This window comes from Novosphingobium sp. CECT 9465 (assembly GCF_920987055.1).
Taxonomy (GTDB): domain Bacteria; phylum Pseudomonadota; class Alphaproteobacteria; order Sphingomonadales; family Sphingomonadaceae; genus Novosphingobium.
In genome coordinates this window covers 167535-192978 of the sequence record NZ_CAKLBX010000002.1, presented here as the reverse complement: position 1 = coordinate 192978, position 25444 = coordinate 167535, and the positions used below count along the sequence as shown (strand labels likewise).

26 protein-coding genes are annotated in these 25444 nt (G+C 61.7%); 20 read left to right on the top strand and 6 right to left on the bottom strand.

All coding sequences use genetic code 11. The features are described from left to right. Positions 1-301 (top strand): hypothetical protein (locus LUA85_RS19225; protein WP_231472071.1); only part of this gene is annotated, 301 nt, incomplete at its 5' end. 93 nt (positions 302-394) lie between these two features. Further along, complete coding sequence (gene mobF / locus LUA85_RS19220) at positions 395-3421, top strand: MobF family relaxase (RefSeq protein WP_231472070.1); 3027 nt, start codon at positions 395-397, stop codon at positions 3419-3421. A 49-nt stretch (positions 3422-3470) separates the two neighbouring features. Here the strand turns inward: mobF and LUA85_RS19215 are convergent, their stop codons facing one another. Beyond that, a complete protein-coding gene (locus LUA85_RS19215; RefSeq protein WP_231472069.1) occupies positions 3471-3854 on the bottom strand; it encodes a hypothetical protein in 384 nt (127 codons plus the stop codon). Between LUA85_RS19215 and LUA85_RS19210 the strand changes: the two genes are divergently transcribed. From LUA85_RS19210 to LUA85_RS19185, 5 genes are all read left to right on the top strand, one after another. Beyond that, entirely contained in the window at positions 3853-4062 is a 210-nt protein-coding gene (locus tag LUA85_RS19210; protein WP_231472068.1) for a hypothetical protein, read from the top strand. The genes LUA85_RS19215 and LUA85_RS19210 overlap by 2 nt on opposite strands. 55 nt (positions 4063-4117) lie before the next feature. Then, a complete protein-coding gene (locus LUA85_RS19205) occupies positions 4118-6235 on the top strand; it encodes a DEAD/DEAH box helicase (protein WP_231472067.1) in 2118 nt (705 codons plus the stop codon). A 932-nt stretch (positions 6236-7167) separates the two neighbouring features. Then, entirely contained in the window at positions 7168-8649 is a 1482-nt protein-coding gene (locus tag LUA85_RS19195) for a trypsin-like peptidase domain-containing protein (RefSeq protein ID WP_231472065.1), read from the top strand. 355 nt (positions 8650-9004) lie between these two features. Beyond that, a complete protein-coding gene (locus tag LUA85_RS19190) occupies positions 9005-9694 on the top strand; it encodes an OmpW family outer membrane protein (protein ID WP_231472064.1) in 690 nt (229 codons plus the stop codon). Positions 9695-9828: 134 nt separating this feature from the next. Next, positions 9829-10563 carry a hypothetical protein gene (locus LUA85_RS19185; RefSeq protein ID WP_067399562.1) on the top strand — a complete coding sequence of 245 codons (735 nt, stop codon included), beginning with the start codon at positions 9829-9831 and terminating at the stop codon, positions 10561-10563. Positions 10564-10576: 13 nt separating this feature from the next. Here the strand turns inward: LUA85_RS19185 and LUA85_RS19180 are convergent, their stop codons facing one another. Continuing rightward, positions 10577-11245 (bottom strand): DUF2490 domain-containing protein, encoded by a 669-nt coding sequence (locus LUA85_RS19180; RefSeq protein WP_067399560.1) that lies wholly within the window; start codon positions 11243-11245, stop codon positions 10577-10579. Between the two features lie 100 nt (positions 11246-11345). After that, the gene (locus LUA85_RS19175; RefSeq protein WP_231472063.1) at positions 11346-11933 is read right to left on the bottom strand and encodes a phosphoribosyl-AMP cyclohydrolase; all 588 of its coding nucleotides are present in this window, start codon (positions 11931-11933) and stop codon (positions 11346-11348) included. A gap of 146 nt (positions 11934-12079) precedes the next feature. Here LUA85_RS19175 and LUA85_RS19170 point away from each other — a divergent pair, with 146 nt between their 5' ends. Genes LUA85_RS19170 through LUA85_RS19155 form a run of 4 tightly spaced genes read left to right on the top strand, consistent with a single transcriptional unit; the run spans position 12080 to position 16558 of the window. Next, positions 12080-13126: a sensor histidine kinase gene (locus tag LUA85_RS19170; RefSeq protein WP_231472062.1), complete on the top strand. Its 1047-nt coding sequence runs from the start codon at positions 12080-12082 to the stop codon at positions 13124-13126. Then, positions 13123-13785 (top strand): response regulator transcription factor, encoded by a 663-nt coding sequence (locus tag LUA85_RS19165; protein ID WP_231472061.1) that lies wholly within the window; start codon positions 13123-13125, stop codon positions 13783-13785. The genes LUA85_RS19170 and LUA85_RS19165 overlap by 4 nt, the downstream gene beginning before the upstream one ends. Next, on the top strand, positions 13785-16124 hold the full coding sequence (locus tag LUA85_RS19160; RefSeq protein WP_231472060.1) for an ATP-binding protein: 2340 nt from the start codon (positions 13785-13787) through the stop codon (positions 16122-16124). The genes LUA85_RS19165 and LUA85_RS19160 overlap by 1 nt, the downstream gene beginning before the upstream one ends. Continuing rightward, the gene (locus LUA85_RS19155) at positions 16121-16558 is read left to right on the top strand and encodes a response regulator (protein WP_231472059.1); all 438 of its coding nucleotides are present in this window, start codon (positions 16121-16123) and stop codon (positions 16556-16558) included. The genes LUA85_RS19160 and LUA85_RS19155 overlap by 4 nt, the downstream gene beginning before the upstream one ends. A gap of 315 nt (positions 16559-16873) precedes the next feature. On the opposite strand, the gene LUA85_RS19150 is transcribed toward LUA85_RS19155, so the two are convergent. Continuing rightward, a complete protein-coding gene (locus tag LUA85_RS19150) occupies positions 16874-17464 on the bottom strand; it encodes an SDR family oxidoreductase (RefSeq protein ID WP_305799997.1) in 591 nt (196 codons plus the stop codon). A gap of 253 nt (positions 17465-17717) precedes the next feature. Here LUA85_RS19150 and LUA85_RS19145 point away from each other — a divergent pair, with 253 nt between their 5' ends. Both LUA85_RS19145 and LUA85_RS19140 read left to right on the top strand, forming a co-directional pair. Next, positions 17718-17990 (top strand): hypothetical protein, encoded by a 273-nt coding sequence (locus LUA85_RS19145; RefSeq protein WP_231472058.1) that lies wholly within the window; start codon positions 17718-17720, stop codon positions 17988-17990. Between the two features lie 99 nt (positions 17991-18089). Further along, on the top strand, positions 18090-18989 hold the full coding sequence (locus LUA85_RS19140) for a sterol desaturase family protein (protein WP_231472057.1): 900 nt from the start codon (positions 18090-18092) through the stop codon (positions 18987-18989). Positions 18990-19027: 38 nt separating this feature from the next. On the opposite strand, the gene LUA85_RS19135 is transcribed toward LUA85_RS19140, so the two are convergent. After that, positions 19028-19297: a hypothetical protein gene (locus LUA85_RS19135; RefSeq protein ID WP_231472056.1), complete on the bottom strand. Its 270-nt coding sequence runs from the start codon at positions 19295-19297 to the stop codon at positions 19028-19030. 552 nt (positions 19298-19849) lie between these two features. Between LUA85_RS19135 and LUA85_RS19130 the strand changes: the two genes are divergently transcribed. From LUA85_RS19130 to LUA85_RS19120, 3 genes are read left to right on the top strand one after another with little or no spacing between them, the layout of a single operon-like run. Then, positions 19850-20152 carry a metalloregulator ArsR/SmtB family transcription factor gene (locus LUA85_RS19130; RefSeq protein WP_231472055.1) on the top strand — a complete coding sequence of 101 codons (303 nt, stop codon included), beginning with the start codon at positions 19850-19852 and terminating at the stop codon, positions 20150-20152. After that, on the top strand, positions 20149-20802 hold the full coding sequence (locus LUA85_RS19125; protein ID WP_231472054.1) for an SdpI family protein: 654 nt from the start codon (positions 20149-20151) through the stop codon (positions 20800-20802). The genes LUA85_RS19130 and LUA85_RS19125 overlap by 4 nt, the downstream gene beginning before the upstream one ends. 23 nt (positions 20803-20825) lie before the next feature. After that, a complete protein-coding gene (locus LUA85_RS19120; RefSeq protein ID WP_231472053.1) occupies positions 20826-21791 on the top strand; it encodes an alpha/beta hydrolase in 966 nt (321 codons plus the stop codon). Between the two features lie 72 nt (positions 21792-21863). Here the strand turns inward: LUA85_RS19120 and LUA85_RS19115 are convergent, their stop codons facing one another. Next, a complete protein-coding gene (locus LUA85_RS19115; RefSeq protein WP_231472052.1) occupies positions 21864-23198 on the bottom strand; it encodes an acyl-CoA thioesterase/BAAT N-terminal domain-containing protein in 1335 nt (444 codons plus the stop codon). Between the two features lie 132 nt (positions 23199-23330). Between LUA85_RS19115 and LUA85_RS19110 the strand changes: the two genes are divergently transcribed. From LUA85_RS19110 to corA, 4 genes are all read left to right on the top strand, one after another. Next, the gene (locus LUA85_RS19110; RefSeq protein WP_231472051.1) at positions 23331-23486 is read left to right on the top strand and encodes a hypothetical protein; all 156 of its coding nucleotides are present in this window, start codon (positions 23331-23333) and stop codon (positions 23484-23486) included. A gap of 33 nt (positions 23487-23519) precedes the next feature. After that, positions 23520-24035, top strand: a complete 516-nt coding sequence (locus LUA85_RS19105; RefSeq protein WP_231472050.1) for a LytTR family transcriptional regulator DNA-binding domain-containing protein — start codon at positions 23520-23522, stop codon at positions 24033-24035. Further along, positions 24032-24166 carry a hypothetical protein gene (locus LUA85_RS21755; RefSeq protein ID WP_371823738.1) on the top strand — a complete coding sequence of 45 codons (135 nt, stop codon included), beginning with the start codon at positions 24032-24034 and terminating at the stop codon, positions 24164-24166. Before LUA85_RS19105 ends, LUA85_RS21755 begins: the two co-directional genes overlap by 4 nt. A 305-nt stretch (positions 24167-24471) precedes the next feature. Next, entirely contained in the window at positions 24472-25443 is a 972-nt protein-coding gene (gene corA / locus LUA85_RS19100) for a magnesium/cobalt transporter CorA (protein WP_371823737.1), read from the top strand. Position 25444 lies beyond the last annotated feature (1 nt).

Genomic DNA, 25444 nt, shown 5'->3' with positions numbered 1-25444 from the left:
GCGCAAGATCGAGGATGAAGAGGAGCGGGCAGAGTTCGAGCGCAAGCCAGCGCAAGGGGAGCTGTATGGCTATAACCGCCCTGGCAAGAAGGACCAGCGCGAGCGGCAGAACCTTGCCATGCGCGACAGCGAAGAGCGCGGCGCGCAGGCGAAGATCGAAGGGCCGAAGGGGCGAGCGCAGAATAGCAGGGCAGACGCCCAGGAGAGCGAGCTTTCCAAAGAGAACATGCGCGGCATCAGCAACGAAAAGCAGAGCCGTCAGGACCCTTCCATCGATGATGATCAGGAGCTTGGGCGATGAGCACGGCAGGACAGACCTGCAATGTGTGCCCCCTATTTTGCGCGCAATGTGCCGGGCCCATGCTCCGGCCCGAACAGGCAGGGGACGCCTGAGATGCTGTCGGTCGCATCAGTCGCGTCAGCCGGCGGCGCCGCAAACTACTTCGCCAAGGACGACTACTATGTCGGAGATGGTCCCGCTGAGCTCAGCGAATGGGGCGGGAAGGGCGCCGAAGCACTCGGTCTTGCTGGTCCCGTTGCCAAGGATGACTTCGAAAAAGTCCTCGATGGCAAACTGCCCGATGACACGGTCGTAAATGGCAATGCAAACCGCCGCTCGGGGATAGACCTCACATTCTCCATGCCGAAGTCAGCCAGCCTGCTGGCGCAGTTGGGCGGCGACAAGCGGATCCTTGATGCACAGCTGGCCGCTGTCAAGGCGACCATGGCCTATCTCGAGAAGCACTACGCGCAGGCCCGCGATCGATCACGCAATGCCAACGGCGAGGGCGTGGTCACAGGCAAGCTCCTCTATGCCCTGTTCCAGCACGACACGAGCCGGGCGCTGGACCCGCAGAACCATACCCATGCCGTCATCGCCGCGATCACCCAGGACAAGGATGGTAACTGGAAGGCGCTGTGGAACGGAGATATTTGGAAGAACAACACAGTCCTTGGCTCCATCTACAACGCCGCGCTGCGGACGAACCTCGAGAAGCTCGGCTACGAAACCCAGATCACGGGCAAGCACGGCCAGTTCGAAATCAAGGGCGTGGCGCGCGATGTGATCGAAGCCTTCAGCCAGCGTCGCCTGACCATTCTGGCAACGGCCGAGAAACTCGGGAAGAGCGCAAACGACACAGAAGCCTTGCGTGAAATCACCAAGCGCACCCGCGATCCCAAGCTGAATCCGGACGACAAGCTGGCGCTCCGGCAAGAATGGGCCAAGCGCGCTGCCGGGCTGGGGTTCGATGCCAAGGTGCTGGTCGAACAGGCGCGTGAACGCGGCTCCGAGGGGCGCGAGAGCCCATTGGGATCGCCTCAGCGGGTGCAGGAGACGCTGAGCGCGCTCCGCGACAGCGTGAAGCTCTACACTCGGCCAGCGGACACACTGACAACCAATGGCCTGCAACGGATCACCCTGACGCCCACGCAGCTGCGCACTGAGATGGCAACCGCTTCTGCGATCAGGATCATCGGCGAACGTGAAACCTCCTGGAGCCGAGGCGACCTGGTCAAGACCGCGCTCGACCTTGGCGTAAAAGGCGTGACCGCTGACGGGGTGGAAGCACGGATCGGCGTCTTGGTGGCCGACGGGAGGGTGCTTGAGGGCAAGAGCGACAGGCTCGATGGCCGGCCCGAGAAATACACCACACCCGAACATGTCGAGATCGAGCGGGCAACGCTGGCCAATGTCGCCGCGGGAAAGGATGCAGGCCAGGTCATCATCGAAGCCGCCGAGGCACCCGGGCGCTTGCGGCAAGTCGCGGGCACTCATGACCTCAACGCCGAGCAGATTGCCGCCGGAACACTGGCGCTCGCCAGCAAGGACCGCACGGTCGTGATCCAGGGTGTCGCAGGTGCCGGAAAGACGACGATCATCTCGGCGATTGCGAGCGTGGCGCATCAGGAGGGAAGGGAGGTGATCGGCCTCGCCTTTGCCAACAAGATGGTCAGCGATCTTCGGACCGGGACGGAGATCCGCGGGCCAGACGGAGAGGTCGTCAGGCAGGAAATCGCAGCAAGAACCGTCTCATCCTTTGTGAATGAGCATCTGCGGCCCGCGCTTGCGGGTTCGGGTCCGAAGTTCGAGGCATCGCGCGAAGCCTTGCGCGGCAAAGTGCTGGTGTTGGACGAGGCGTCGCTGGTTGCGAACAAGCCGATGAATGACCTGCTCACGATCGCTAACCGGCTTGGTGTTGAAAAGCTGGTCATGATTGGAGACCGCGCTCAGTTGCAACCGATCGAGGCGGGCAAGAGCTTTTCGCTGATCCAGTCCGATAACCCCGCAATGGCCCGCATAGACACCAGTCTGCGGCAACGCACCGAGCACATGAAGGAAGCGGCGGGCCTGGTGCGCGCCGGCATGTTCAAGGAAAGCTTTGCCTCGCTTGGCGAGCGCGTCGTAGAAGCAGGCGCAGACCACCTCAAGGTCACCGCTCAAAAATGGCTGGAGCTGTCGCCGGACGATCGCGAGCGAACCGCGATTTATTCGTCAGGACGTGCGGCGCGCGGCGAACTCAACCGGATGGTCCAGCAGGGCCTGAAGGCAGAAGGGGCGATCCAGGGGGAAGGGCTGAGGCTGACCACGCTCCTCCCGGCCCATGCGACGCGCGAGGAGCTGCGCTACGCCTCGACCTACAGCAAGGGCCAGCTGCTCGAAGTGACGCGCCAGAACGCCCCCGGAGGGCTTGTTCGGGGCCGGTACGATGTCGAAGGCGTCGATGCGAAGGGCCGGGTCATGCTGCGCGATGAAAGCGGCAAGCTCATCAAATTCGATCCGGCGGCAATCGACCCTTCGGACAAGCGTGATGCCTTGAGGCTCTCCGAAAAACACAAGGAGACAATCTACGAAGGCGACAAGATCCGCTGGACCAAAAAGGATGATGCCCGGGGGCTGATGAAGTCCGAGGAGGCGAGGATCCTCGGGATCAGGGATGGGATCGTCACGCTCGAGAACAAGGCAGGCGAGACCGTAGAACTCAAGCAGAATGACCGCATGCTCGAGCGCATGGGGTTGGCCTATGCGATCAACATGCATCAGGCGCAGGGCGACACCCGCGACATGGCGATCGGTGAGATGCACTCATCAGCCCGGCACTTGTCGAACCAGCGTCTGGCGCTCGTCATGATGACCCGGGTGCGTGACGACATCACAATCGTCACCAACGACCGCGATCGGCTCCTGGCGCAGATCGGCCGCAACCCGGGCGACAAGACCAGCGCGCTCGAAACCCTCGGCGAAAAGCAGGTCGAGACGAAGCGCAGCGGCCGCGAGGCTGGCGAGTTTCGACCCACAATTCCCGATCATTTGAGGGCGCCTGAGGACAGGCAAGCCTCTGCCTCGCGGATCGATCCGGCGAGCCTCCGGGCAACGCCGCAACTGGACGTGCCCGAACGCAACATCGAACGCAGCCGATAGGAGGAAGATCGTGACACAGATGGGCCATGCGACAGCGGGCGAACCGCCTTCAGACGCGTTCGAGATTCACCTCCCGCAGCAGCTGACCCTGACCAATCTGGTGAACGAGGCAGGACTCTCGGAGATTGCGCGTGCCGCTGGCGGGGACAGCTTCGTGGTCTGCGATCTCACCACGCACGGGGTTCAGGGATGCGCTGATCTGCGAGCCGCCCTCGATGACCAGAAAATGGCCGCCGAGTTGGTGGCGATAGGTCTGATGATCCTTGTCGCCGTTTTGGTGGGCACGATAGCGGCCGCCTTTGTGAGGCTGGTGGCGAAGCGGACGGCTCTTTTCAGGGAACGGCGCGCCGATGCCTTTCTCCCGTTGCACAAGGGTCGCGCAAAGCCCCTGAAACGGGCCGTCAAAATCATCATCAGGAAGGAGAACAGACATGGCATTTGACTACGAAGACGCAGGGACCTTCGGGAGTGAGCGCGAGGCGAAGGACTGGGCGCAGCGCAACAAGGTCGATCTGCGCGATCTCCACATCCGCAGCGTCGGGGGGCAGCGCGTCGAAGTGGGTATCCGCAAGAGCGCCTACGACGAGCGCGAAGACTACGACAACCAGCACGGCCAAAGGCGCGACGGCTTCTGGCGGTGAACCCATCCCCCAGCACTGAACGATCCAATGAAAATCTGCCTTGAAAGGAAAGGACATGCTCAAGACCTGGAACGACCAAAGCCCGGATTTCCGCCGCCACGATGATCCTGGCGATCACCATTGCGAGCAGGGCGCGTCTGCGAGAACAGCCCGGGACTATCAGATCAATCTCGTCGACAACCTGGAAGAGATCCTCGCCAGAAGCGACTATGCCTATCTGGAAGCGCCGACCGGGACTGGTAAGACGGTTGTGATGGCGATGCTGGCACGTTCGCTCGGTTTTGGTGAGGTCTACTATCTCGCCCACACGATTGACCTGTTGAAGCAAGCTCGCGCCAGCCTCGCAGAGCTCGTCGAGGAGGGTCTCGCCGACCCCGCACAGCGGTGGCATTTTCTCACCTGGCGGAAATATGTGTCATCCTGCATCAAGGGGCTGATCGACAAGGGCACTCCTCACATCGCCCTCGTTGATGAATGTCATATGGGTGGTGCGTTCCAATCGGCCAACCAACAGAAGCGGTGCTTCCCCGTCATTAGGTCGATGGCGCACAAGACGGTATGGATCTCGGCAACTCCGTGGATGCTGAACGAGAGCACGATGGGCCAGCGGCAGAATCACACCGCTTTCTATGGCTATCAGTCGGCATTTGACAGCGGCCACCTCAACAGCGTCGATTTGGTGCGCGTCGATTGCTCGCTGAAGCTCGAGCTCAAATTGTCGGACGAATACCGCGACCTGACGAGGGCCTTCCAACATGAAAAGAGCAATATCGTCATCGACGAGGATTGTGCCGATAGTACGTTCGAGAAGCTGACCCGGCGGCTTCAGGAACTCGCCGGGCGGGGGCTGCGCCCGCGAGACGTTCCTGCGCTGGTGGAACACAGATATCGGCTTATGGCGAACCTGTACCAGGCCAATCACAGCGGCTCGAAAGCGATTTTCTGGCTACCCAACAAGGCGCATGCGCGGGCCTGCGCGCAATATATAAACACGATTTTCGGCACGCAAAACTATGCGACCGCCATTTTGGGCGAGGGCAGATCGGGGCAAGGCGCCGACGAAATCGATCCACAGCTCCAGGCTTGGCGCGATCCGCAAGGCCACACCAAAATTGCCTGCGTTGTCTATCGACTTCGCGAAGGTTTCGATTACCCTGAGCTTCATCTTGGCTTCGACTGCGCCTGGAACCCCTACAATTACCGCAATGCCATCCAGAAGATCGGACGCCTGATCAGAAAGGCGGATCAGAAGCCGGGCAGCACATACTATTATGCTGTCGATGCTCTGAGTGTCGCGGTCTCCCGCTCGCGGCAATACTACCGATCATTTTTGGACCCCATGCGAGAGGTTTACGCTGCCGAGGATGAGCTGACGTTCTCACACGATACTCTTGCGGACGTGGCCATGTTGAAGACCAACATCAGTCCCGACGGCCAGTTCAGCACCACCGCTCCTAAGCGCACGGCTATCAGGCTTGGGGGCATCGATATCCCTGCAGAGCGGGTGCCCCTTTTTGATGTGGAATTTGCGGCCGGCTCGATACAGCATTCGCGCATCGAACTCTCGAGCTTCAGCAAAGGGAATTCGACGCTCCAGGCTGAAACTCTCGTCGACGAGATCATCCAGGGTCGCGCCAAATTGCGGCTGTATGGCAAGCTAAACCTTGCAGAGGACAGGCTGAGAAATCTCCTGTCCCCCAGCTTTCCTGGACACCGCCCCGATTTGCGCGCCCGCCTGATCGCGTCCGGTCATTTGAAGCCACGCGCTGCCCGTTATGAGGCAGCAAGAGCAAAGCTGGAGGAGCTATTATTCGGGATCGAGAGCGGAGAAGTGCGCTGGAGTAGCAAGCATCCGGACTATCGGTGGTTGGACAAGTATTACAATCCAACCTGCGTCTGCTTTCGTCCGGAAGTGCGCGAGCGGATGATCAAATGTGGCGCATTGCAACCGGCCTCCATACCACTCGAGAAACAGGCGCGAATGCTGGAAGTCGTAGAGCAAGTGTTGGTTTGCCGGGAGTTGCCGCCAAAGGGTTCAGCAGAGCGTGCTCTCCTCAACCCATACATACCGCGCCGAAACGCCAAGTTTGATGAGCAGGTGCGAAGCAGGTTCGAGCACCTTCTCAGGAAGCGCCCCAATGCTGTGTCCCAACCTTCCTCACTCCAGGCATAATGCGATACCTCTGATGTGATCCTGATCGTGAGCCAAAGAACAGATATGCGCAGTATGCCCTTGCTTTGGGGTCGGAATGCACTGATTTCTGTATCAGCGGCGCTATGGGAGGTCGGGAGGCCCGAGGCACTTCAAGATGCTGCAGCGGGGCGAAATAGGAAGGCCCACAGAATGAGTGTTTTGATGCTGGCCGCCAGTGGAGCGTTCCTCTGCACGCCGGTTGCTGTCTGGGATGGAGATGGTCCGATCTGGTGCGCGGAAGGGCCTAAGATCCGCCTGGGCAACATTGCTGCGCGCGAATTGGATGGCAGTTGCCGGGCAGGTCACCCTTGCCCGCGGGCCTCAGGGGTCGAGGCTCGTGATGCGCTGGTGGCTCTTCTGGGCGGAGCCAAGGGAAGGCTTTCTTCTGGCCACGTAAAGGTTTCTGCACCGCCAATGCGCTGCCGGGCTTCGCATCAAAGCTACGGTCGGGTTGTTGCCTCTTGCAGGCTGAGCGATCGCCGCGATCTGGGCGATGCAATGCTGCGTACCGGCACTGTTGTGCGTTGGCGTTGAGCCGGCGTAGGTTAGTCGACGCCGCCGGGTTCCCTAAAGACCTAGTGTGGTTCGTGGCCAACACTGTTATTGATGCAGCCCCCACTACATTAGACAGTGACATTTCAATCTAGCGGAAATAGTGTCCTGTCTAAATTGCAGAGACAAGTCGGAAGATTGATAATAAACATTATGTAAATAGCGACACCGTACTGGCTAAATTTCTGCGGCGTGTATGATGTTCGAATGCTTGCTGCCAGAGGTGTTTTCCAACAATCTCAGACACCGACTCCACTTACTTCACCACGACGCCTTTTACGGCTTCGCGCATCGATATGCCCGGCAGTCGCCGGTCATGGGCGGTATTGGATGATGATGGCGGTCTCCATTGAACGCAAATGCTGCTTCCAAGAGAAGTCATTGCAGCCTACGGCTTCATCTTGCGCCGTGGCAAAGTCAGAAGAGCGGGATCAAGGAAATTGACGAAATATCTGTGTTTTGCTGCCGCGCTCGTCTTGATGCCACCCTCCGCAGCGATGGCCGAATGTGCCCCTCTCAAGCTTCCGCCGCAGGGATCAGGGCGGGCGCAAATCGTTAAAGCCGTCCTGCCGGCAGTCGTCCAGGTTCAGGCACGCTTTGGCCCTGATACCAACGAAAGCTACGAGGGGGCACTTGGCGATGCGTTGCGCGAGACACAGGCCAGTAATCGGCAATCGCTTGGCAGCGGGTTCATTATATCAGGCGATGGTCTGGTGGTTACCAACGAGCACGTGGTCGCGCAGGCAACCCAAATCATTATACGCCTCGCCGACGGCAGCGTTCGCGGCGCCACACTAATCGGTAGCGACGAACGCACAGACATTGCGCTCTTGCGCATGGAGGCCTTGGCAAGCTGTTATCCGGCGCTGACGTGGGGAGACAGTGATAATATTCGCACAGGCGAAGATATTACGGCCGTTGGCTCGCCGTTCGGTCTTGGCGGCTCGGTCTCCGCAGGCATCATCTCCGGGCGTGGGCGTACCGTCGGTCCCGGACCCTACCATGATTTCCTTCAGATCGATGCGGCGATCAATCAAGGTAACAGCGGAGGCCCGTTGCTGGACAGCGGCGGCAACGTTGTCGGGATCAATACAGCGATTCTTGCCCCTGCTGGCGGCAATATCGGTATCGGGTTTGCTCTACCGGCCGAAATGGCACAGCGGGTTATCGCCGAGCTTCAGACGCAGGGCAGAGTGAGCCGGACCCAGCTGGGGTTGGCGGTTGAAAACCTGACTGGAGACATTGCAGAAGCGCTTGGGCTTTCGTCAGGCAACGGAGTGCTGGTCACTGGCGTTGCGCCGGATAGCCCAGCTGAGCGCGCCGGCCTGCGTGCTTCAGATGTCGTGTTGTCCGTGAATGGCCATGCCGTCAGCAGTTTAGGGGCTCTTTCCGCCGAAGTGGCAACTTTCAGGGCAAACCGCGGCGCCCGGTTCGATTTGTGGCGCGATGGCAGGCCCCTCAGCGTCCAACTGCTGCCTCTCGCCAAACCCGACGCTGCAGACCGCGCCAATAAACTCGCCGCCGAGGCTCCGTCGGACTCGTTCATTGCGATCTCAGGCCTTCAACTCACTGGAACGACAAGGAATCTGAACGAAGTTGCGGGGCAAAATGAACTCGCGCAAGGTTTGATTGTTGTGGCTGTTGCGCCAAACAGCCCCGGCGAGGCACGAGGTATGGCGGTTGGCGACATCATCGTTGCCGTCAGCGGCCAGCAGCTTCTATCGCCACAGCAATTTTCCGAAGCTGTCAGCGCAGCCCGCACACTAGGCCGGCGTAATCTGCTGATAACCGTTCTACATGGCCGAGACATCGTGTGGCTGGCCTTACCCATCGATAAATGATCACACCCTGCCACCGGGATCTTGCGGTGGTTGCCTAGAGCTATGTGGTCGCATGCTGGCGGTTCACATCGGCGCATACCAGGGTGCCTTCGACTGCGAAGTCGCACTGGCCGGATGGCCTAACCCAATCGGCATGCCAATTGGCAGACGGCGTCACTACGCCGCACGATTAGACGTTTGCAATGGTCGCAGCCCGCATCCCGCCTTCGGTATTCCGACTGGCCCGCGGTGCTGCGCTCTGGCCCGGCACGAGCTTGAGCGGTGCCGTGTCCTATGCACTCCGTCAATCCCGTCGGCCTCCGGCTTTTCAGCATGGCGTCAGACAGGTGGCAGCTGTGCCTCGCCCTCCAGTCCTATGAAAGAGACCAACATGTCGTCCAGATTGACCCTCCCATTTGCCGCCCTCGCCATCCTGATCGCCGCGCCCGCAGCGGCGCAGGACGAAAGTGGCTCTATCCAGATCAAGGGCTTCGTCACCGCCGTCCTGCCCGATGGCGCAATCAGTGATGTCGAAGCCGACAACATCGGCTTGCCGGACGGCTCTCAGACCCGCGCGACAGACTCGGTCGTTCCAACAATCGCCGCTGAATTCTTCGTTTCACCCAGGTTCTCGATCGAGACAATCTGCTGCGTGACGCCGCACGATGTTCGCGGTGCAGGCGCCCTGGCAGGTGCCGAACTGATCGACAACGCGATCATCCTGCCGGCCACCGTCACTGCCAAGTATCACTTCGACCTGGGCGGAGGCATAAAGCCCTACCTCGGCGCAGGCCCGACCTACTTCATGATCTTCGGCGAGGATGTCGGCGCGGATGCGGCCGCGCTCGGTGCGACCGAAGTGGACCTGTCCGACGAGCTCGGCTTTGTCCTTCAGGCAGGAGTCGACATCCCGATCAACGATCGGGGCCTCGGGCTGTCGCTTGATGCCAAGCGCTATTTCGTTGGCACCACAGCGACCTTCAACGCCGGGGACAGCGTAGCGCTACGCAGTCATCACGATCTTGACCCGTGGGTCTTGAGTACGGGCCTGGCTTACCGGTTCTGATCTGCCTTGCCCCCGTAGAATCAGCGCGGGGAAGCTTTTCTTGATATGACGGCTCGTGCCCCACCCGGCACGGGCCATCATTTGCTAAAGAGGTCCTCGCTATTCGCTACCCGATCAGCCAGAGCCCGGCAGCAATGCTTGCAGTCTTCCCCTTTACCAAGCATCGTGCCACGCTTCGGTCCCACGTACCTGCCGTCAATCTAACCGGCGCCGCCGTGCTTGCGGCGATGTTCGCGAGTCCTGCGCTGGCAGGCGGCGGCGCGCATATCGTCGATGATGATGCCGCCCTGCCCGCCGGGGTCTGCCATGTCGAAACCTGGCTGACCTTGGCCGGACACGGCGGCGGTCTCGCGGTCGCGACGCCGGCCTGTACGCTTGCAGCCCTGCCCCGGCTCGAAATTGCGGCGGCGGTGCAGCGCGAGTGGGGAGAAGACGCGGCGACCACAATCGCCCCTGCACTCAAGCTCAACCTGCGATCCTTTGAGGAGGTTCCGGTCGGCGTGGCTGTCTCAGCCAACGCAGTGTGGAACCCGGCGGATGGGCAAATCAAGTCCTTCGCTCTCAACGTTCCGGTGTCTCACCGGATCAAGGAAAAGCTGGTCGTGCACGCCAACCTTGGTTGGATCGGGCAGACAGGCAGCGGCGACCGTCATGCCCTGTTCTGGGGCGCCCAAGCGGAGTTGACGGTGGCGCGCGAGCTGGCACTGATGGGCGAGGTATTCGGATCTGATCGCGGCGCGCCCGGCGGACAGGCGGGGCTGCGCTGGGTGACGGATCGCGGGCGGATCGACGTGGATCTGCTGGCCGGCCACCGCATCAACGGAGCTTCGGGCAACACGCTGACATTCGGCGTGACAATCAGACGGTAGCGCGTGCCGGCGGTCAGAACGTCATGAACAGATTGACGTTCGCCGTATGATCCGACCGGTCCTGTCCGTCGCGGAAAACATGTTGGTTGAGATAGCCCGGCACTACTTCGATGCCCTTGGCGACCGGGATTGAGACCCCGACGAAGTTGCGCCAGATTGATAGGCCGCCGCGCTGCACACTGCCTTCGTCAAGGTCGACAAAGGGCTCGGTGTAGGCAACGATCCGGTGCCCCTTGTCGCTGATCGGGACGCGCAGTTGCACGAACTGGCGTAGGCGCCACTGGGTGTCTTCCCTCTCCTCGAAGGTGCGCTGTTCAAGCCGCGTGCGCGAATCCAGCGTGGTGCCCCCCGGCGTGGTCAGCAGGCGGACGTTCAGTTCCTGGTAGAAACGGTGCTCGTTCAGTTCGACCGGTCCCACGGGATCGGTCAATACAAAGGCGTAGCCTCCGCCAATGTTGACGTCCTTGTTTATGCGGTAGCCGACATAGGAGCGCAGCAACAATTGCCCAAGGCGTTCCGCATCGTTGGTGAAGCGCTCCTGTGCCTCAAGCCTCACGAACACCTTGTCGCTGGCGTTGATGGTCGCAAATTGGCCGAGCCAGATGTTGCCATCCTCTTCGGTGGCCGTGGCGGGGGCTGCCGTGATGAACATGGCGGCGGCGGCGATGAGGCGCAAATTCATGATCACTCGCTTTTGAAATGTAGAAAGCGCGGACCCTGCGACCCTGTCGCGTCGGGCCCGCGCTCCGTCCCTACAGGAGTTGGGGGTAAAGGGGGGAGAATTACGCCCCGTTGTAGGGAACAGACGACTGGTGGACGACAATCTTCAGTTCACCACCCGGCCCGCGAATATAGCCGAAGGTGTATTCGACCTTGGTTTCATCCGTCGCGCCAACGGGCGTAAAGAAGTAATTCCCCATCGCCACGGCCATCGTGCACGCATTGTTGGTAATGCCGACATTCTTCCAGCGCACCTTGCTCCACGGCTTGATCGCGAAGCCCTTGTCTTCGGGATAGGTCGGGTTGCCGCCAACGAAGTAGGACAGCGCCGAATCGAACGAAGTGCGGAACTGATCGACCGACGCCAGCGTCGGCTTGAACAGCACAAGGCTCAGATCATAGGCATAGAATTGGTCGATATGCGCGGCAGCGGCAGCCGAGTAGTCGCCGCCGTCCTGATAGACCTTGCCGATTTTGACGATGCCCTCGCCCCACGCCTTCTGCGCAGCGACGACTTCCTTTTCGGTGATGCAATTGACGGTCTGCTCGGCAGGCGCAGCGGCGGCGCGCGGACGCTCTTTGGCATAGCCGGGGGTGCACGCGGCGGCCAGAAGTGCGGCTGTAACAAGGGAAAGAGGTCCGGTTTTCATTGGTGTCTCCATGTCTACATGGCATGATTGCGATGAATGGAGATTTCGCATGCCTCGCACCGCGCGGCGTCCGCCGGATGGCAGGCCGATTGACCTATGCCGTTCGGCATATGACAAAGCCTTCGCCAGGGTTTAGCGTTGCGGCTATGTTGCCTCTCCCTTCTCCTGCACCACCCACCGAAACAGCATCCGATCTGCGCGCGCTCTACCGCGCTTCAGAAGCGCGCGCGGCGCGGTTGCGGGTGCTCGTCGAGGCGAGCAGGACGCTTGCTGCGAGCGCTCCTGGCGAACTCGATGCTGCCGCACAGACAATCGCTGACCAGGCTGCGCACTTGGCCGGTTATGCGCAAGGCGCCATTGCGAGCACCGATAATTTGCCCCGGTCCGGCGAGCTTGGCGAGGACAGCCTTGTCATTCCGCTTGAAGCACCGGGGAGCGGACGGGACCATGTGGGCATGTTGGTACTCGAACAGCGTGTGGGATCGCACACGGCAGATGATCGCGAGGCGCTCGGGATACTGGGTCAGCTGGTCGGCGGGGCGCTGGCAGCTCACGCCCGCGAAGCGCGGCTCGCCACGCTGTTGGCAGAATTGCTCGGCGCACAGGAGGCTGAACGCAGCAGGGTCGCGCATGAACTCCACGATGGGGTCGCACAGACCGCTGCCGCATTGGCGCGGCGGCTTGACCTTGCGACCGATGGCGATCCGGAGGACCTCGTCTTGGCAGCTCGGCAGGCACGCGGCTTGGTGCGCGAATTGCGGCAGGTGATTTCAGGTATGCGCCCCCCGGTGCTGGATGATCTGGGACTAGCAGCAGCCCTGCGCCAGCTGATCGAAGACGCCGGGGCAGCGCAGGATGTAACGTTTGATGTGAAGCTTGGTGCCCGTCCGCCGACGCTGGTTGAAACGGCGATGTTCCGCATTGTGCAGGAAGGTTTGAACAATGCCCGGGCGCACGCAGGTGCGGGTGCGCACGTGACCATCCGCGTTAGCGAGACTGAGGGCCACTACCGCGTTGAAATCCGCGATAACGGCGCGGGCTTCGATCCACGGTCACGCCTCGCGAGCACCACCGGGCGCGGGCTAGGCCTGTCCTACATGCGCGAGCGAATCAACCGCCTCGGAGGCACGCTCGTTATCTCCAGCGCGCCCGGCCAGGGCTGCCGGATCATTGCGGAGATCCCTGCCCGATGATCGGCGGCAGCAGCCTAACCCGCGTGTTGATCGCCGACGACCACGATCTCGCGCGTGAAGGCCTGCGCGCGCTGCTCGAACGCACTGGGGGCTATCTGATCGCGGCAGAAGCAAGCACCGGCGAGGAAGCCCTCGCCCTTGCCGCCGAGCACAGTCCCGATCTGGCGCTGCTCGACATCCGCTATGCCGGCGGAGGGATCGACGGGCTGGAGGTTGCGCGGCGCTTGGCAGACACCATGCCAACTCTTGGCGTCGTGCTGATCACCATGCACGACAGCGCCGACTATCTGCGGGCCGCAATTGCAGCCGGAGCGCGCGGGTTTTTGGCCAAGGACGCTGCCCGGGCCGAGGTACTCGCCGCGCTCGCGCAGGTCGCGGCCGGCGGTGTCGCCTTCCCGCCCGCCCTGATGCGCCGGGCCGTCTCTGAAGATCAGGCTGGTCCCGTGCTTGCAGCCATCAAACGCCTGACCCCGCGTGAGCGCGAAGTGCTCACTGCGCTGGCTGGTGGCAGCACCAACAAGGAAATCGCCATTGCGCTCAGCATTACGCCGGGCACCGTCAAGACGCATGTAGAGCGCCTGATCGGTAAACTCGGCGTGCGCGACCGGACCCAGGCCGCGATCCTTGCAACGCGCCACGGCATCGGGCGGGGAGCGTGATGGTGCGGTCCGTGTCGAACTGGTGGGCCAATCGGCCCCTAGCCACCAAGGGGCTGGTGGTCGTCGCTGTCCCGCTGCTGATCTTTCTCGGCTCGGTCGCCGCGCTCTACACGATCAGCAGGATGGAATCGCGTGCAGAGCAGGACGTGCGCCTTACCATCGCGATCCAGAACGATGTGAACGAAGTGCACGCCTTGCTGGCCGAGGCTTCGAGCGGGGTACGCGGCTATCTGCTGACCGGCGAACCGCGGTTTCTCGAACCCTATGACCGGGCCGAGCAACTGGTCCCGCAAGTCACGCAGCGCCTGCGCGGGTCGATCCGCGATGCCGAGGCATCGGTCCATCTCGCCCGGATCGAGGCACTGGCCAGCCAGAAGCGTGAGGGGCTATCGCAGCTGGTGGCGGCGCGCAGGCGAACAGGGGCGGACGTTGTCAGCGATCCCACGATCACTGCGGGTCTTGCTGCCAACAAGCAGGTGCTCGACGCCTTGCGCGGCGAGATTGAGGGTATGCAGGAACGCGAGCGCGAGCTGCTCGCGGCGCGTCAGGACCGGCTTGATCGGGTGCGCTTCAACGGCCTTGTCATCACCGGCCTGCTCACATTGGCAGGGCTGGTGGGAAGCCTGTTTGCGGTATTCCTGTTCTCAAGCGGGATCGTGCGCCGGGTGCAGCGGCTTGAACGCGATGCGGTGTTGCTTGCCCAAGGCGAGGCGCTTGAACAACGGGAGGCCGGGCGCGACGAGATTGGACTGCTTGCCGTGCGGATGACCGAGGCAAGCGCCCTGCTGAGGGCCCGCGAACAGGCCTTGCGTGAGGGCGAGGAACGCTTCCGATTGGTCATCGAGGGCGTCCGCGACTACGGCATCTTCGCACTCGATGCGCAGGGCAACGTGGTAAGCTGGAACACCGGAGCCGAGCGCATCAAAGGCTGGACGAGCGGCGAAATACTCGGCCGCCATTTCTCGACCTTCTATCCCGGCGACGACGCGTATGATCGATCGATGCGCAATCTGGCCGAGGCAGTACGCGATGGCAGGATGGAGGATGAAGGATGGCGGATCAGGAAGGACGGCACGCTGTTCTGGGCCAATGTCGTCATCACTGCCCTGCGCGACGAAGCGGGCGAGCTGCGCGGCTTTTCCAAGGTGACCCGCGACATCACCGAACGCCGCCGCGCGCAGGAGGCGCTTGAGCACTCCCGGCAAGAGGCAGAGCAGGCGAGCAGCGCCAAAAGCCTGTTCCTTTCGCGCATGAGCCACGAGTTACGCACGCCGCTGAATGCCATCCTTGGGTTTGCGCAGCTGCTGGAGCTCGATCATTCCGGGCGCGGGAAGACCGACGCTGCCAGCATCGACCAGATCTTGCGGGCCGGCCGCCATCTGCTGGCGCTGATCGACGAGGTGCTCGACATCGCGCGGATCGAGGCCGGCAAGTTAGGCATGGAGATCGTGCCGGTAGCGCTTTGCGATACAATTAGCGAGGCGGTCGGGCTGTCGCTGCCCGAGGCGGAAAGTCACCATATCGCGATCAGGCACGAAACAGCCCCCCTCGCTCCTGTCGCGGCGGATCGGCGGCGCTTGTTGCAAGTACTGCTCAACCTGCTGAGCAACGCGATCAAGTACAACCGGCCCTGCGGCGAAGTGGTGATCACGGCGGAGGTCGCAGGTGAACGGGTACGGGTCGAGGTCATCGATACCGGCATCGGCGTCGATCCGGGCCAGGCCGGCGAACTGTTCCAGCCCTTTACCCGGCTCGCTGCTGGCGCGGCTCGCACCGAAGGCACAGGTCTGGGCCTGTCGCTATCTCGCGCGCTGATCGAAGCAATGGACGGGTCGATCGGCCATGCGCCGCGCGCCGACGGCCGCGACGGGGCGTGCTTCTGGTTCGAGCTGCCGTTGACCGCTCAATCGAAGATACCCGATCTGCTGCCCGCCCGACCCCCGCTGCCGAACCACACTGCTCCCCGTCCCCTGACTATTCTGGTCGTCGAGGACAATCTCGCCAACGCGCAGCTGATCGAGGCGGTCGCAGCGCGTCATTGGCCCGAGGCGCGGATTCTTCATGCCATGCAGGCCCGGCTCGGGCTCGATCTGGCGTTGCGCCATAGCCCCGATCTGGTGCTGCTCGACCTGCACCTGCCTGACCGGGACGGAGACTGGGTACTGCGCGAACTCGGCGCGTCCTTCCCCGATCTGCCGGTAATCCTGCTCACCGCGGATGCTCTCGCCGCGCAGGCCGACTGGACTTCGCGCGGGGCTGCGGCCGTGCTGACCAAGCCAATCGACGTTCCTTCCCTCCTCGAGGTGGTCGAACTGGCCCTCATGGAGCGAACGTCATGATCACGCCCCGCAAGCCGACCGATGTACGCATCCTTGCGATCGACGACGAACCGGCGAACCTCGCTTTAGTCCAAGCGGTGCTGGCGCGCGAGGGCTATCAGCACTTCGAGGCGCTGACCGAACCGCGCCTCGCAGCCGAACGCTACCTCGCCTTCAAACCTGACCTTGTACTGCTTGATCTGATGATGCCGAGCATTGACGGCTATGCCCTGCTCGGCAGCCTCGGGCGGCTTACCGGTGAGGGCGATCTCGTCCCCATCATGGTGCTGACAGCGGACACCTCGATAGAAGCCAAGCGCCGCGCGCTGGCGCTCGGCGCGCGCGATATTGTGACCAAGCCCTTCGACGTGTTCGAATTCGCATTGAGGGTGGCGAATCTGATCGAACTGCGCATGATCTTTGAGCATTTACAGGCACGATCGTCCCACCATTGAGATGAAAAGCCGAAGAGCCCGGCTCGCTTGCCCTGACCGAAAGCACAGTCGGCGAGCATGGGCGAAGGCGTTGCAATATGCTCCGCGGTCCCGACCGTGACGCCGCTGACTGGGCGCAGACTGCGATGATGCCGGTGACCAAAATCGACATCGCAGCGCTTGAAGCTGAGTCGATGCTCCTAAAGTGCAAAACTGCACTTTGGGGCTGGTCGAATGTCAGGGCGATGATTAGCCGGAAGGCCTGGTACAATAGCATGGGCTAAACGCACAGGACCTCGATATTCTTTGATTTAATGCCAACATCGCCGCAGCTTCTTACATCCCCGCCGATGTCGGCCGCACGATAATCTCGTTGATGTCGACACCCGCAGGCTGTTCGAGCGCGAAGCGAACGGCGCGAGCGATCGCATCAGGTGTGAGCGATTGCCTGCGCCATGTGATCAGGGCTTCGGCTACCGCAGGATCGGTGATGTCATGGCCCAGTTCGGTCGCCACCACTCCGGGTGAGATCAGAGTGGCGCGGATTTTGTCATGTTCCAGTCGCAGGCTTTCGGTGATGGCGCGCATGGCGTGCTTGGTGCCGCAATAGACCGCCGCTGTCGGCACCACCAAGTGGCCGGCAATGGAGGCAACATTCATGACGTGCCCGCCGCCTTGGGCGATAAAGCGCGGAATCACCGATGCCATTCCGTTGAGCACCCCGTGGATGTTGACATCGATCATCCGCTTCCATTCGTCGCGCTTGAGGGCCGCAAGCGGGGCGGGCGGCATCACGCCGGCATTGTTGAAGAGGGCATCGATCCGGGCAAAGCGCGCTTCGACGGCCGCTGCGAAGGCATCGAAGCTGTCTGCATTGGCTACATCAAGCGCGTGCCACGCGACCTTTCCGCTCAACTCTTCGGCCAATATCGACGTGCGCAATAACGGCTGTGGTTCGGACTTTGTCTATGACCCTTTGCTGCGGTGGATTGCCACCCGCGCGATCTGGCGCATCGGCGTGGAAGTCCGGGTGAGCCCACTCAACATGTAGCTCCGGCGCTGCGTCGCCGATCAACTTGCCACAACTTCACCTGACGTCGCCCAGACCCAGCGCGACGAGGGTGACCGAATGTAGTCCGCCACAGAGCCGTTTATCACCTGCGGCGCGAATTTTGAGATCGTGTTATTAGACGGGTCCCTTCCCAACTCCGCGCGGGTCGCGTTCCTGAGTGATGGAATCGGAACGTCGGCGGGGAACTTCATTATAGACGCCCGCCAGAGCCGCAAGGGCACGCTGATGGGGCAGGCCAATTCTGCAGGCGTGATCGACTTTGGCGAGATGATGACCGCCCCCGCCCCATCAGGCCGGTTCCAGCTGGCATGGGCAACCACCCGGTCGCTGCGGCTGCCGCATGATCCGGTCGTCGCAAGGGTATCGCGCCCGACGTGCTGATCCCTGCCGAAACCGACGATCCGGTCGCCGTGGCAGCAACATGGCCGACGCGCGGCAAAGCCGATTGATCTGCGCCGCCAAGCTGATAGCTTCTTTGTCATGGAAAACCTTGCAGCAGCTATCGACTTAATTGGCGGGCCAGCGGCCATCTGGTTGCTGGCGGGGGTGTGTTTCGTTAGCGTGGTCCTTGAACGGGTCTGGGCGATCCGCGGTAATCCCGATTACAACAACAAGGGCGCGCTGTGCTCGATCGGGCTCAATCTGCTGTCGAGCATTATCAATCTGGTGATCGGCGTGGTGTTGCCGCTCGCTGTCTATGTGCTGGTGTATGACAATTGGCGGCTGATCGATGGGCTGCCGCTGCTCGTTGCCGTCCCGGTCGCTTTCATCGTGCATGATCTGAGCTACTACTGGGAGCGTCGGCTTGGCCACCGTGTCGGGCTCCTGTGGGCGTTTCATGCGATTCACCATTCCTCCAACGAATTCAATCATTCCACCGCCGCCCGCGGATTTTTCCTTGATGGCCTGCCCCGGCCACTGTTCGATACGGTGGCGGCGCTGCTTGGCGTGCCGCCGGTCGTGTTCATCGCGGTGAGCGTGGTGAAGAACGCCTTTGGCATTTGGAACCATGCCAGCTACATCGGCCGGCTTGGATGGCTGGATCGCTGGCTCGCCACGCCAATGATCCACAAGGTGCACCACGCCAATCAGCCGCAATATATCGACCGCAATTATGCCCAGGTGCTGATCGTATGGGACCGGTTGTTCGGCACATATGCCGTGATCGGCGAAGAGCCGAATGCCGGCCTCGTCAAGCCTACCCATGATTACAACCCGCTGACGGCGCAGTTTGTGGGGCTCGAGCAGCTGAAGGACCGGATGGACACAGCGCCGCGCTGGCGGGATAAGCTCGCCTATCTCTGGCGCCCTCCCGAATGGTCCCATGACGGGGTGTGTCGCAGCGATTGCCCGAGATATGTAGGTCCCGCGCTGTCCTAGGCCATTGATGGACACTATCCCGGCGGAATGCTTCTGCCTCAGTGCAGATAAAAATCGAATTCAGATGGCCGTCGATTTACAAGAGGCTCATAGACCATTCGTTGGCCGAGCGCTTCCGGCAAGAATGTTTCAATTAATTCCACCAAGTTCGCGAGGCTGATGCCCGAACCTTCGGTCGCTATCATAAGGCGATCGTGATCTTGCTGAGAATTCGGTTCTATGCGCCAACCGTTTAACTGATTTTCAAGTATATTAGCGATGATTATAGAAGGATCGAGATCAGAGAAGCGGTTGCTGATGTAGTTCAATAGTGCGGAGGCAATCAAAGCCGACTGATCGGTTCTGAGATTATCTGCGTAGTTGCACAACTAGGCCAAACGGACGGCACCCTCAAAGCCAGGTTTTATTACAAGCCGAAATTTTTGATGCTTCATCGAATTTCTCCAAGGCGTTGCGTCACATAGATTTTCGCAATTGCGATTTTGTTGAGTGATCCGTCAGTTATTGCAGCACTTTGTCCTTAGCGCTGGTCGGGTCCCCAATCAGATCAGATCGGCAGAGGCGCTCAATTCACCGAGCCTTCCGACATTGACCCTTTTGAGCTATTTCGATTGCCTGTAGTGCATAGCTATGCGCTCAGATGGGTTTCTTTATCGTCGCATCTTTTGAAGCGACATTGATAACGAACGGGCTAGCGAGGTCATGTCGAAGATCGCGGTGATCTTGCGCCTAGTGCCTAAGCTTCAATTGTGCGTGGGGCGCTCGGCTCTTCTGGACGACTGTGGTGCGGAACTCGGAATCATCAATGTCCTGCCTCGCAAGAGTTGACATGATTTATTTCGTAATTTAGCGAAATAGCTATGAATGAAGTGTTCGAGGTCCTGTCCCACCCCATCCGGCGCGAGGTGCTGGAGCTGCTCAAACGCGGCGGGATGAGTGCGGGCGAGATTGCGGATCGGTTTCCGGTCTCCAAGCCAACCATGTCGGGCCACTTCGCCAAGCTAAAGGCGGCCGGGCTGATACGGGGCGAAAACCGCGGCGGATCGATCATCTACACGCTCAACCTTTCAACCTTGGAAGAAGCGCTGCTGGGCTTCATGGGGCGGGTCGGGATCGGCGAGGACCGGTTAGGCGCTGCGCGGGATATAGGGGAACAAGCATGAGCGTGCGCGGTTTGCTGACCGCGTCGCTTGGGCTGGCGCTGGCGATGTTGGGGTTTGGATTGTGGGTCGCTGCCGGGCTGAAGTCGGGCGCGCAGTTGCCAGTTCACTGGAACCTGGCGGGTGAGGCGGATCGCACGGCGCCTGCGCTGGTCGCGCTCGCGATGCCGGCGGTTATGGCGATCATGCTCTGCCTCCTGTTCGTAGCGATCCCGCGCCTTGAGCCGCTTCAGCCGCAGCTGGAAGCCTCGGCGCCGGTGCTGCGCGCGGTCTGGATCGGCTCGCTGCTGCTAATGGTCTATGTCCAGATGACGATTGCCGCGCCCGCGCTTGGCTGGACGCTCGGGCCGGATCTGCTGCTGGTAGGCATGGGCGTGCTGCTGGTGATGGTGGGCGATGCGCTGCCCAAATCCCGACCCGGCTTACTGGTGGGCATCCGCACGCCGTGGACATTGAACAATACCGACAACTGGATCGCCACGCACCGGTTGGGGGGCAAGCTGATGATGGTGGCGGGCGGGCTGATCGTGCTGGCGACCATTGCGCCGCTACGGTCCGGCGTGCGGATGATCATCATCACCGCGCTGGTGACCTGCGCTGCACTGGTGCCGGTGATCTACAGCTGGTGGCTGGCGCGCAGGCATACCACCTGATACGAACCCGGGAGAAGACCAGAATGCCGAAATCCACCTTGTTTCTCGCCTGTGCCATGATGCTGGCGTCCCCTGCCCTTGGCGGCGAACCTGCTGAGACACCGATCGCCGCGCCCGGCCCTGACGCTCCGCTGTCGGGCACCCTGCGCAGCGCCGCAGGCCCGCAGAGGGCCATGGCGCTCATCATTCCCGGTTCCGGACCCACTGATCGCGATGGCAACAATCCGCTGATCGGCAATGCCGCGACCTACCGCCTGCTGGCAGAAGCGCTGGCTGACAAAGGCATCGCCAGCGTGCGGATCGACAAGCGCGGGATGTTCGGCAGCCGCGCGGCAGTGGCCGATCCCAATGCAGTCACGATCCCGGATTATGTCGCCGACATCGCCGCATGGGTCTCCACCATCCGTGCGCAGACCGGCGCGCCTTGCGTATGGCTGATCGGCCATAGCGAGGGCGGGCTGGTGGCGCTGGCATCGGCCGGTGCGGTCGATGACTTGTGCGGCCTCGTTCTGCTTTCGGCGGGCGGACGCCCTTTTGGCGAAGTGATCCGGCAACAGCTGCGCGCCAACCCCGCGAACGCCCCGTTGCTCGCAGCAGGCGAGCGCGCGATCGACGAACTCACTGCCGGGCGCAGGGTCGCCGCCGATGCCCTACCCGGGCCGCTCCTCCAAGTGTTTCATCCGGCGGTACAAGGCTATCTCATCAGCGCGATGGCGCGTGATCCCGCCAGTCTGGCGACAGACACAGCGTTGCCGATGCTCATTGTGCAGGGCGGCAAGGATATTCAGGTGCCCACCGGGGATGGCGAACGGCTGAAGGCCGCACAGCCCCGTGCCACGCTGCTGGTCGTGCCCGGCATGAACCATGTGCTGAAGGACGTGGCAGGCGATAGCATGGCCGACAACATCGCCGTCTACCGCGCTACCGATCTGCCGCTGTCCGCGGGCGTGGCAGCTGCCATCGCTAGCTTCATGCTGAGCGGCAAATAACGCAGCAGCCCATTCCTGGCGGCCAAGCTACGACGCCAGTAGAAACTCGCTGGAACCGGCCAAACGCAACCGTCAGCGATCAGCTTGCGTTGGTTCCGACGACAAACGGCCAAGTTCTCGGGAAAAGAAGTCGATAACGGCGGCATGGACGATCCTCTGCGCGGCGACGTCGATGCTCGCGGGAACCGGGCGGCCCTCATAATCCATCGGTGTCCATCCGGTCCCGCCCAAGGAATGCCCCGCTTCGGCAAAGCTAAGCGCTACCGTCGGCAGGCCCTCCCCGGCCCGCCGTTCCGCTACCGCGCGCACCATCTCGCCCGATGGCCATGTGGCATCGCGATCACCGCCGGCAATCAATAAGGGTCCTTTGTATTCTTCGACGGGGATCCGGGCTGCCGCCGCCTTGTCCGGATTGGCACGGCGGCCTTCGAGATGCGGCACAGTAAGCGCGCGCCGCTCCCCGCGCGCGAGCGCGGCGATGGCTTCCTCCATCCCGCGGTAGGGGACAAAGGGCAGAGGCTGTCCGTCCCATGAAAAGGACGATGCCGTGCCCGGGGGCGCATCACTGCCCCTCCCCTCCCACACCACGTCTCTCGGCACGATGGCCGAAACGGCCCGAAGCCAGGGCATCCTCGTAGCTGCAATCAGCGCGAACTCGCCGCCCTTCGATATGCCGTGAAGCCCGATGCGCGCCGGGTCGATATCGGGCTGCGTCAAGATCCAGCGCCGCACGTCCTCAAGCCGATCAACCGGAATGTCGGTGAAGGCGCCTGGCGGTCCGGACAATTCTTCACTCCCCCAGCTCGGCGCATAATACGGCAGCGCAAGCACGGCATAGCCCTGCGCAGCAAAGACCGGCCCCATACTGCGCCCGAAGCCTGAGCCTCCCTCAGATCCGCCCAGCACGATGATTACGCCAAGCCTATCCGTGCCTGCGGGGCGATAAAGCCGAGCGCCGACAAATTCGGCCACCGGGCGCATCACGATGCCATCGGGCAGGTCGGCAAGTGCCGCTGCGTCGCGGGACACTTCCTGACAGTTGCCGAGCGCCCGCACGGTGATGCCTGCCGGCTCAGCTGCGCCCGGAGGGGTGGGCCGCATCGACCAGAACAGTCCTGCCGGATCAACGCCCTGATAGCTTCCGGCAATCGCGGGATCACGCGCGAGGTCAATTGCTCCGTCCGGGCCGACAACAAAGATGGCAGCGCTGCGATAGGTGCCATCGGCATTTCGGCGCACAGCCTCGATCTCGACCTGCTCCCCCGGAGTGAAGCCGCGCAGGCCGACCGTCACGGGCTCGGCACCGGTAAGTGTTTGCAGCAGGTCCAGTTGCTGGGCATAAATAGGCACGGCCACAGCGGCCTCAAGCAGCATGACGGCACAGGAAAGAAACGAGGCGGTGCGCATGATTCGCAATCTCCGGCTGATTGATCGGGTCACGCCCTGCCTTGCCGCTGCGCCGCCCGGCCTCTGCCAAAAAGCCGTGAACGGACGTTTGCAGCGATGAATGACATGGCAAAACCGGCGAAAGATCAGCCCATGCGGTCGGCGCGTGCTGCGGAGGCTGCTGATCGCCCCCCAGCGTTGCGCGCAGGCGACCGCCTCCCTTCGGTCGGGGCGGTCTATGCCATGGGCGCCGCGTTGCTGCTGGCGCTCTACACCATAGTTTTCGCGGTTACGCTGGATGAAGGCTAGGCAAGCGCACTCAGTACCGCAATTGCCAATGTCGTGCCGCTCGCGGGGCTTGCGGCAGGGTTCTACCTGATCCTCCACAGCGCGGTGCTCCCGCGTTCGGTGATCGCGCAAGGGGCGTGGCACATCGTGCTCGCGCCGGTATCCGCGCCGAGCTGGTATGCGCTGGTGCTGGTGAGCCTGATGCTGCTGCGTGCAATCGGGCGCGGCGAGATGCAGCTCGGGACGTTCTCGGGCGTCGCGCTGGTGTGGCAGCTGTTTCAGGGCGTTGTGCTTTATGCGCTGGTTGCTGCCTGTGCCTATGCCTTGCGCGGCGGGCGGCAGTCCGCTGCGGTGCAGATCGTCGCTTCGGGGCCGATGCAGCGCTATCTGACGCGGCAGGGCGACGAACTGGTGCCGATTGCTGTCGGCGATATCGTGACGATCACAGGCGCGCAGGATTATGCCGAGGTCACCACGATCACTCAGCGGCGGCATCTGGTGCGGCTGTCGCTGGGCGAGTTCGAGCAGCGCCTGCCCGCCGATGAATTCGTGGCATCCAACGTTCGGTGATCGTCAACCTGCGTCACCTCGACCGGGCCGAACCTGCCGGATCAGGACGCATGACGCTGCACCTGAGCAATCGCCAATCGGTCGAGGCAAGCCGTAACGGGGCCCGCGTGCTGGGAGGCAGGGTCATTTAGCGCGTAGTGCGCCTCATTCTCAGAGTTTAAGCGGACGCGCGGTTTCTCCCGTGCCAGATCGTGAAGGGCAAGGACCGGCCTGTTAGTGGGTGTGCTGCTTGACGGAAACTTGATCACGGGATTTGGCACCGACCCTGAAGAAGCTGCCGGGCAGTTTTAGCGAACCCGCATTGATTCCCCTCATAACCGCAGCTGGGTGGCAAGCTGAAGGGCAGCTCTTTCCTCTACGCGGCGCCTTGGATCGATGATTTGGCCTGCCTATAGGGCTTCACAATCAATTCCGACCGCTACAAACCGGCAGACCGATGATGCGCATCTATGATACATGTGACGGCAGACTTCAGTTTGTTACCCAGCCACTTGCCCAATCTACCAACGCGATTTGGATCGATCTGTTGCGTCCCACTCCCGAGGACGAAGAGCAGGTCAATAGCTGGCTGGGCGTTGAAATCCCTGATCGCGAGGAGATGGAGGAGATTGAGATCTCCTCACGCCTCTACATCGAGGGTTCGACTGCCTTTATGACCGCGATCCTGCCCGCGTTCGGTGATGGCGACGAGCCCGAGATGGCTCCGGTCACATTCGTTCTCACTCCAACATCACTGGTGACTTTGCGCCATCACGAGCCGCGGGTCTTTGCCCTGATGAGCCAGCGCGCCGATCGCGGACTTGCCGGTGCAATCGATGGCGAAGATGTGTTCGTGCAATTGCTCGAAGCGATTGTCGATCGTCTCGCTGACGTGCTCGAACGCTATGGCCGGGAAATCGAGACGGTGGCCAAGACCGTCTTTGCCAAGACCGACATCAAGGCCCGGTCCCAGACCGATTTCGGCAAGGTGCTGTCCGACCTCGGCAGGCAGGCCAATGAGCTTTCCAATATTCGTGACAGCCTCGTGTCGCTCGAACGCCTGGCGACCTTTGCGACAACCCTGCTGCTCCAGCGCAAGAGCCGCAAGGAACTGCGCGAGCGGCTAAAGACTGTTGCACGTGATGTTCGTTCCTTGTCCGATCACGATGCATTCCTTTCACAGAAGATCAACTTTCTGCTTGATGCTACGCTCGGCATGATCAGCATTGAACAGAACGGAATCATCAAGATCTTCTCGGTTGCGGCCGTGGTGTTCCTGCCGCCAACGCTGGTGGCCTCGATTTACGGGATGAACTTTGAATTCATGCCCGAGCTGCAATGGCCCTATGGTTACCCTTTCGCGCTGGGGCTGATGGTGATCTCGATGTTGCTGCCCTACCTCTATTTCAAGCGGCGCGGGTGGCTGTGAG

Bases quoted from the DNA above. Each gene is read 5' to 3' on its own strand.
- LUA85_RS19215 (WP_231472069.1), bottom strand. From the start codon at position 3,854: ATGTCTGTTCTCCTTCCTGATGATGATTTTGACGGCCCGTTTCAGGGG.
- LUA85_RS19175 (WP_231472063.1), bottom strand. From the start codon at position 11,933: ATGAAAACCGGACCTCTTTCCCTTGTTACAGCCGCACTTCTGGCCGCC.
- LUA85_RS19180 (WP_067399560.1), bottom strand. From the start codon at position 11,245: ATGAATTTGCGCCTCATCGCCGCCGCCGCCATGTTCATCACGGCAGCC.
- LUA85_RS19140 (WP_231472057.1), top strand. From the start codon at position 18,090: ATGGAAAACCTTGCAGCAGCTATCGACTTAATTGGCGGGCCAGCGGCC.
- LUA85_RS19120 (WP_231472053.1), top strand. From the start codon at position 20,826: ATGCCGAAATCCACCTTGTTTCTCGCCTGTGCCATGATGCTGGCGTCC.
- mobF (WP_231472070.1), top strand. From the start codon at position 395: ATGCTGTCGGTCGCATCAGTCGCGTCAGCCGGCGGCGCCGCAAACTAC.
- corA (WP_371823737.1), top strand. From the start codon at position 24,472: ATGATGCGCATCTATGATACATGTGACGGCAGACTTCAGTTTGTTACC.
- LUA85_RS19155 (WP_231472059.1), top strand. From the start codon at position 16,121: ATGATCACGCCCCGCAAGCCGACCGATGTACGCATCCTTGCGATCGAC.
- LUA85_RS19190 (WP_231472064.1), top strand. From the start codon at position 9,005: ATGAAAGAGACCAACATGTCGTCCAGATTGACCCTCCCATTTGCCGCC.
- LUA85_RS19125 (WP_231472054.1), top strand. From the start codon at position 20,149: ATGAGCGTGCGCGGTTTGCTGACCGCGTCGCTTGGGCTGGCGCTGGCG.
- LUA85_RS19195 (WP_231472065.1), top strand. From the start codon at position 7,168: ATGCTGCTTCCAAGAGAAGTCATTGCAGCCTACGGCTTCATCTTGCGC.
- LUA85_RS19205 (WP_231472067.1), top strand. From the start codon at position 4,118: ATGCTCAAGACCTGGAACGACCAAAGCCCGGATTTCCGCCGCCACGAT.
- LUA85_RS19165 (WP_231472061.1), top strand. From the start codon at position 13,123: ATGATCGGCGGCAGCAGCCTAACCCGCGTGTTGATCGCCGACGACCAC.
- LUA85_RS19185 (WP_067399562.1), top strand. From the start codon at position 9,829: ATGCTTGCAGTCTTCCCCTTTACCAAGCATCGTGCCACGCTTCGGTCC.
- LUA85_RS19160 (WP_231472060.1), top strand. From the start codon at position 13,785: ATGGTGCGGTCCGTGTCGAACTGGTGGGCCAATCGGCCCCTAGCCACC.
- LUA85_RS19170 (WP_231472062.1), top strand. From the start codon at position 12,080: ATGTTGCCTCTCCCTTCTCCTGCACCACCCACCGAAACAGCATCCGAT.
- LUA85_RS19110 (WP_231472051.1), top strand. From the start codon at position 23,331: ATGCGGTCGGCGCGTGCTGCGGAGGCTGCTGATCGCCCCCCAGCGTTG.
- LUA85_RS19210 (WP_231472068.1), top strand. From the start codon at position 3,853: ATGGCATTTGACTACGAAGACGCAGGGACCTTCGGGAGTGAGCGCGAG.
- LUA85_RS19115 (WP_231472052.1), bottom strand. From the start codon at position 23,198: ATGCGCACCGCCTCGTTTCTTTCCTGTGCCGTCATGCTGCTTGAGGCC.
- LUA85_RS19130 (WP_231472055.1), top strand. From the start codon at position 19,850: ATGAATGAAGTGTTCGAGGTCCTGTCCCACCCCATCCGGCGCGAGGTG.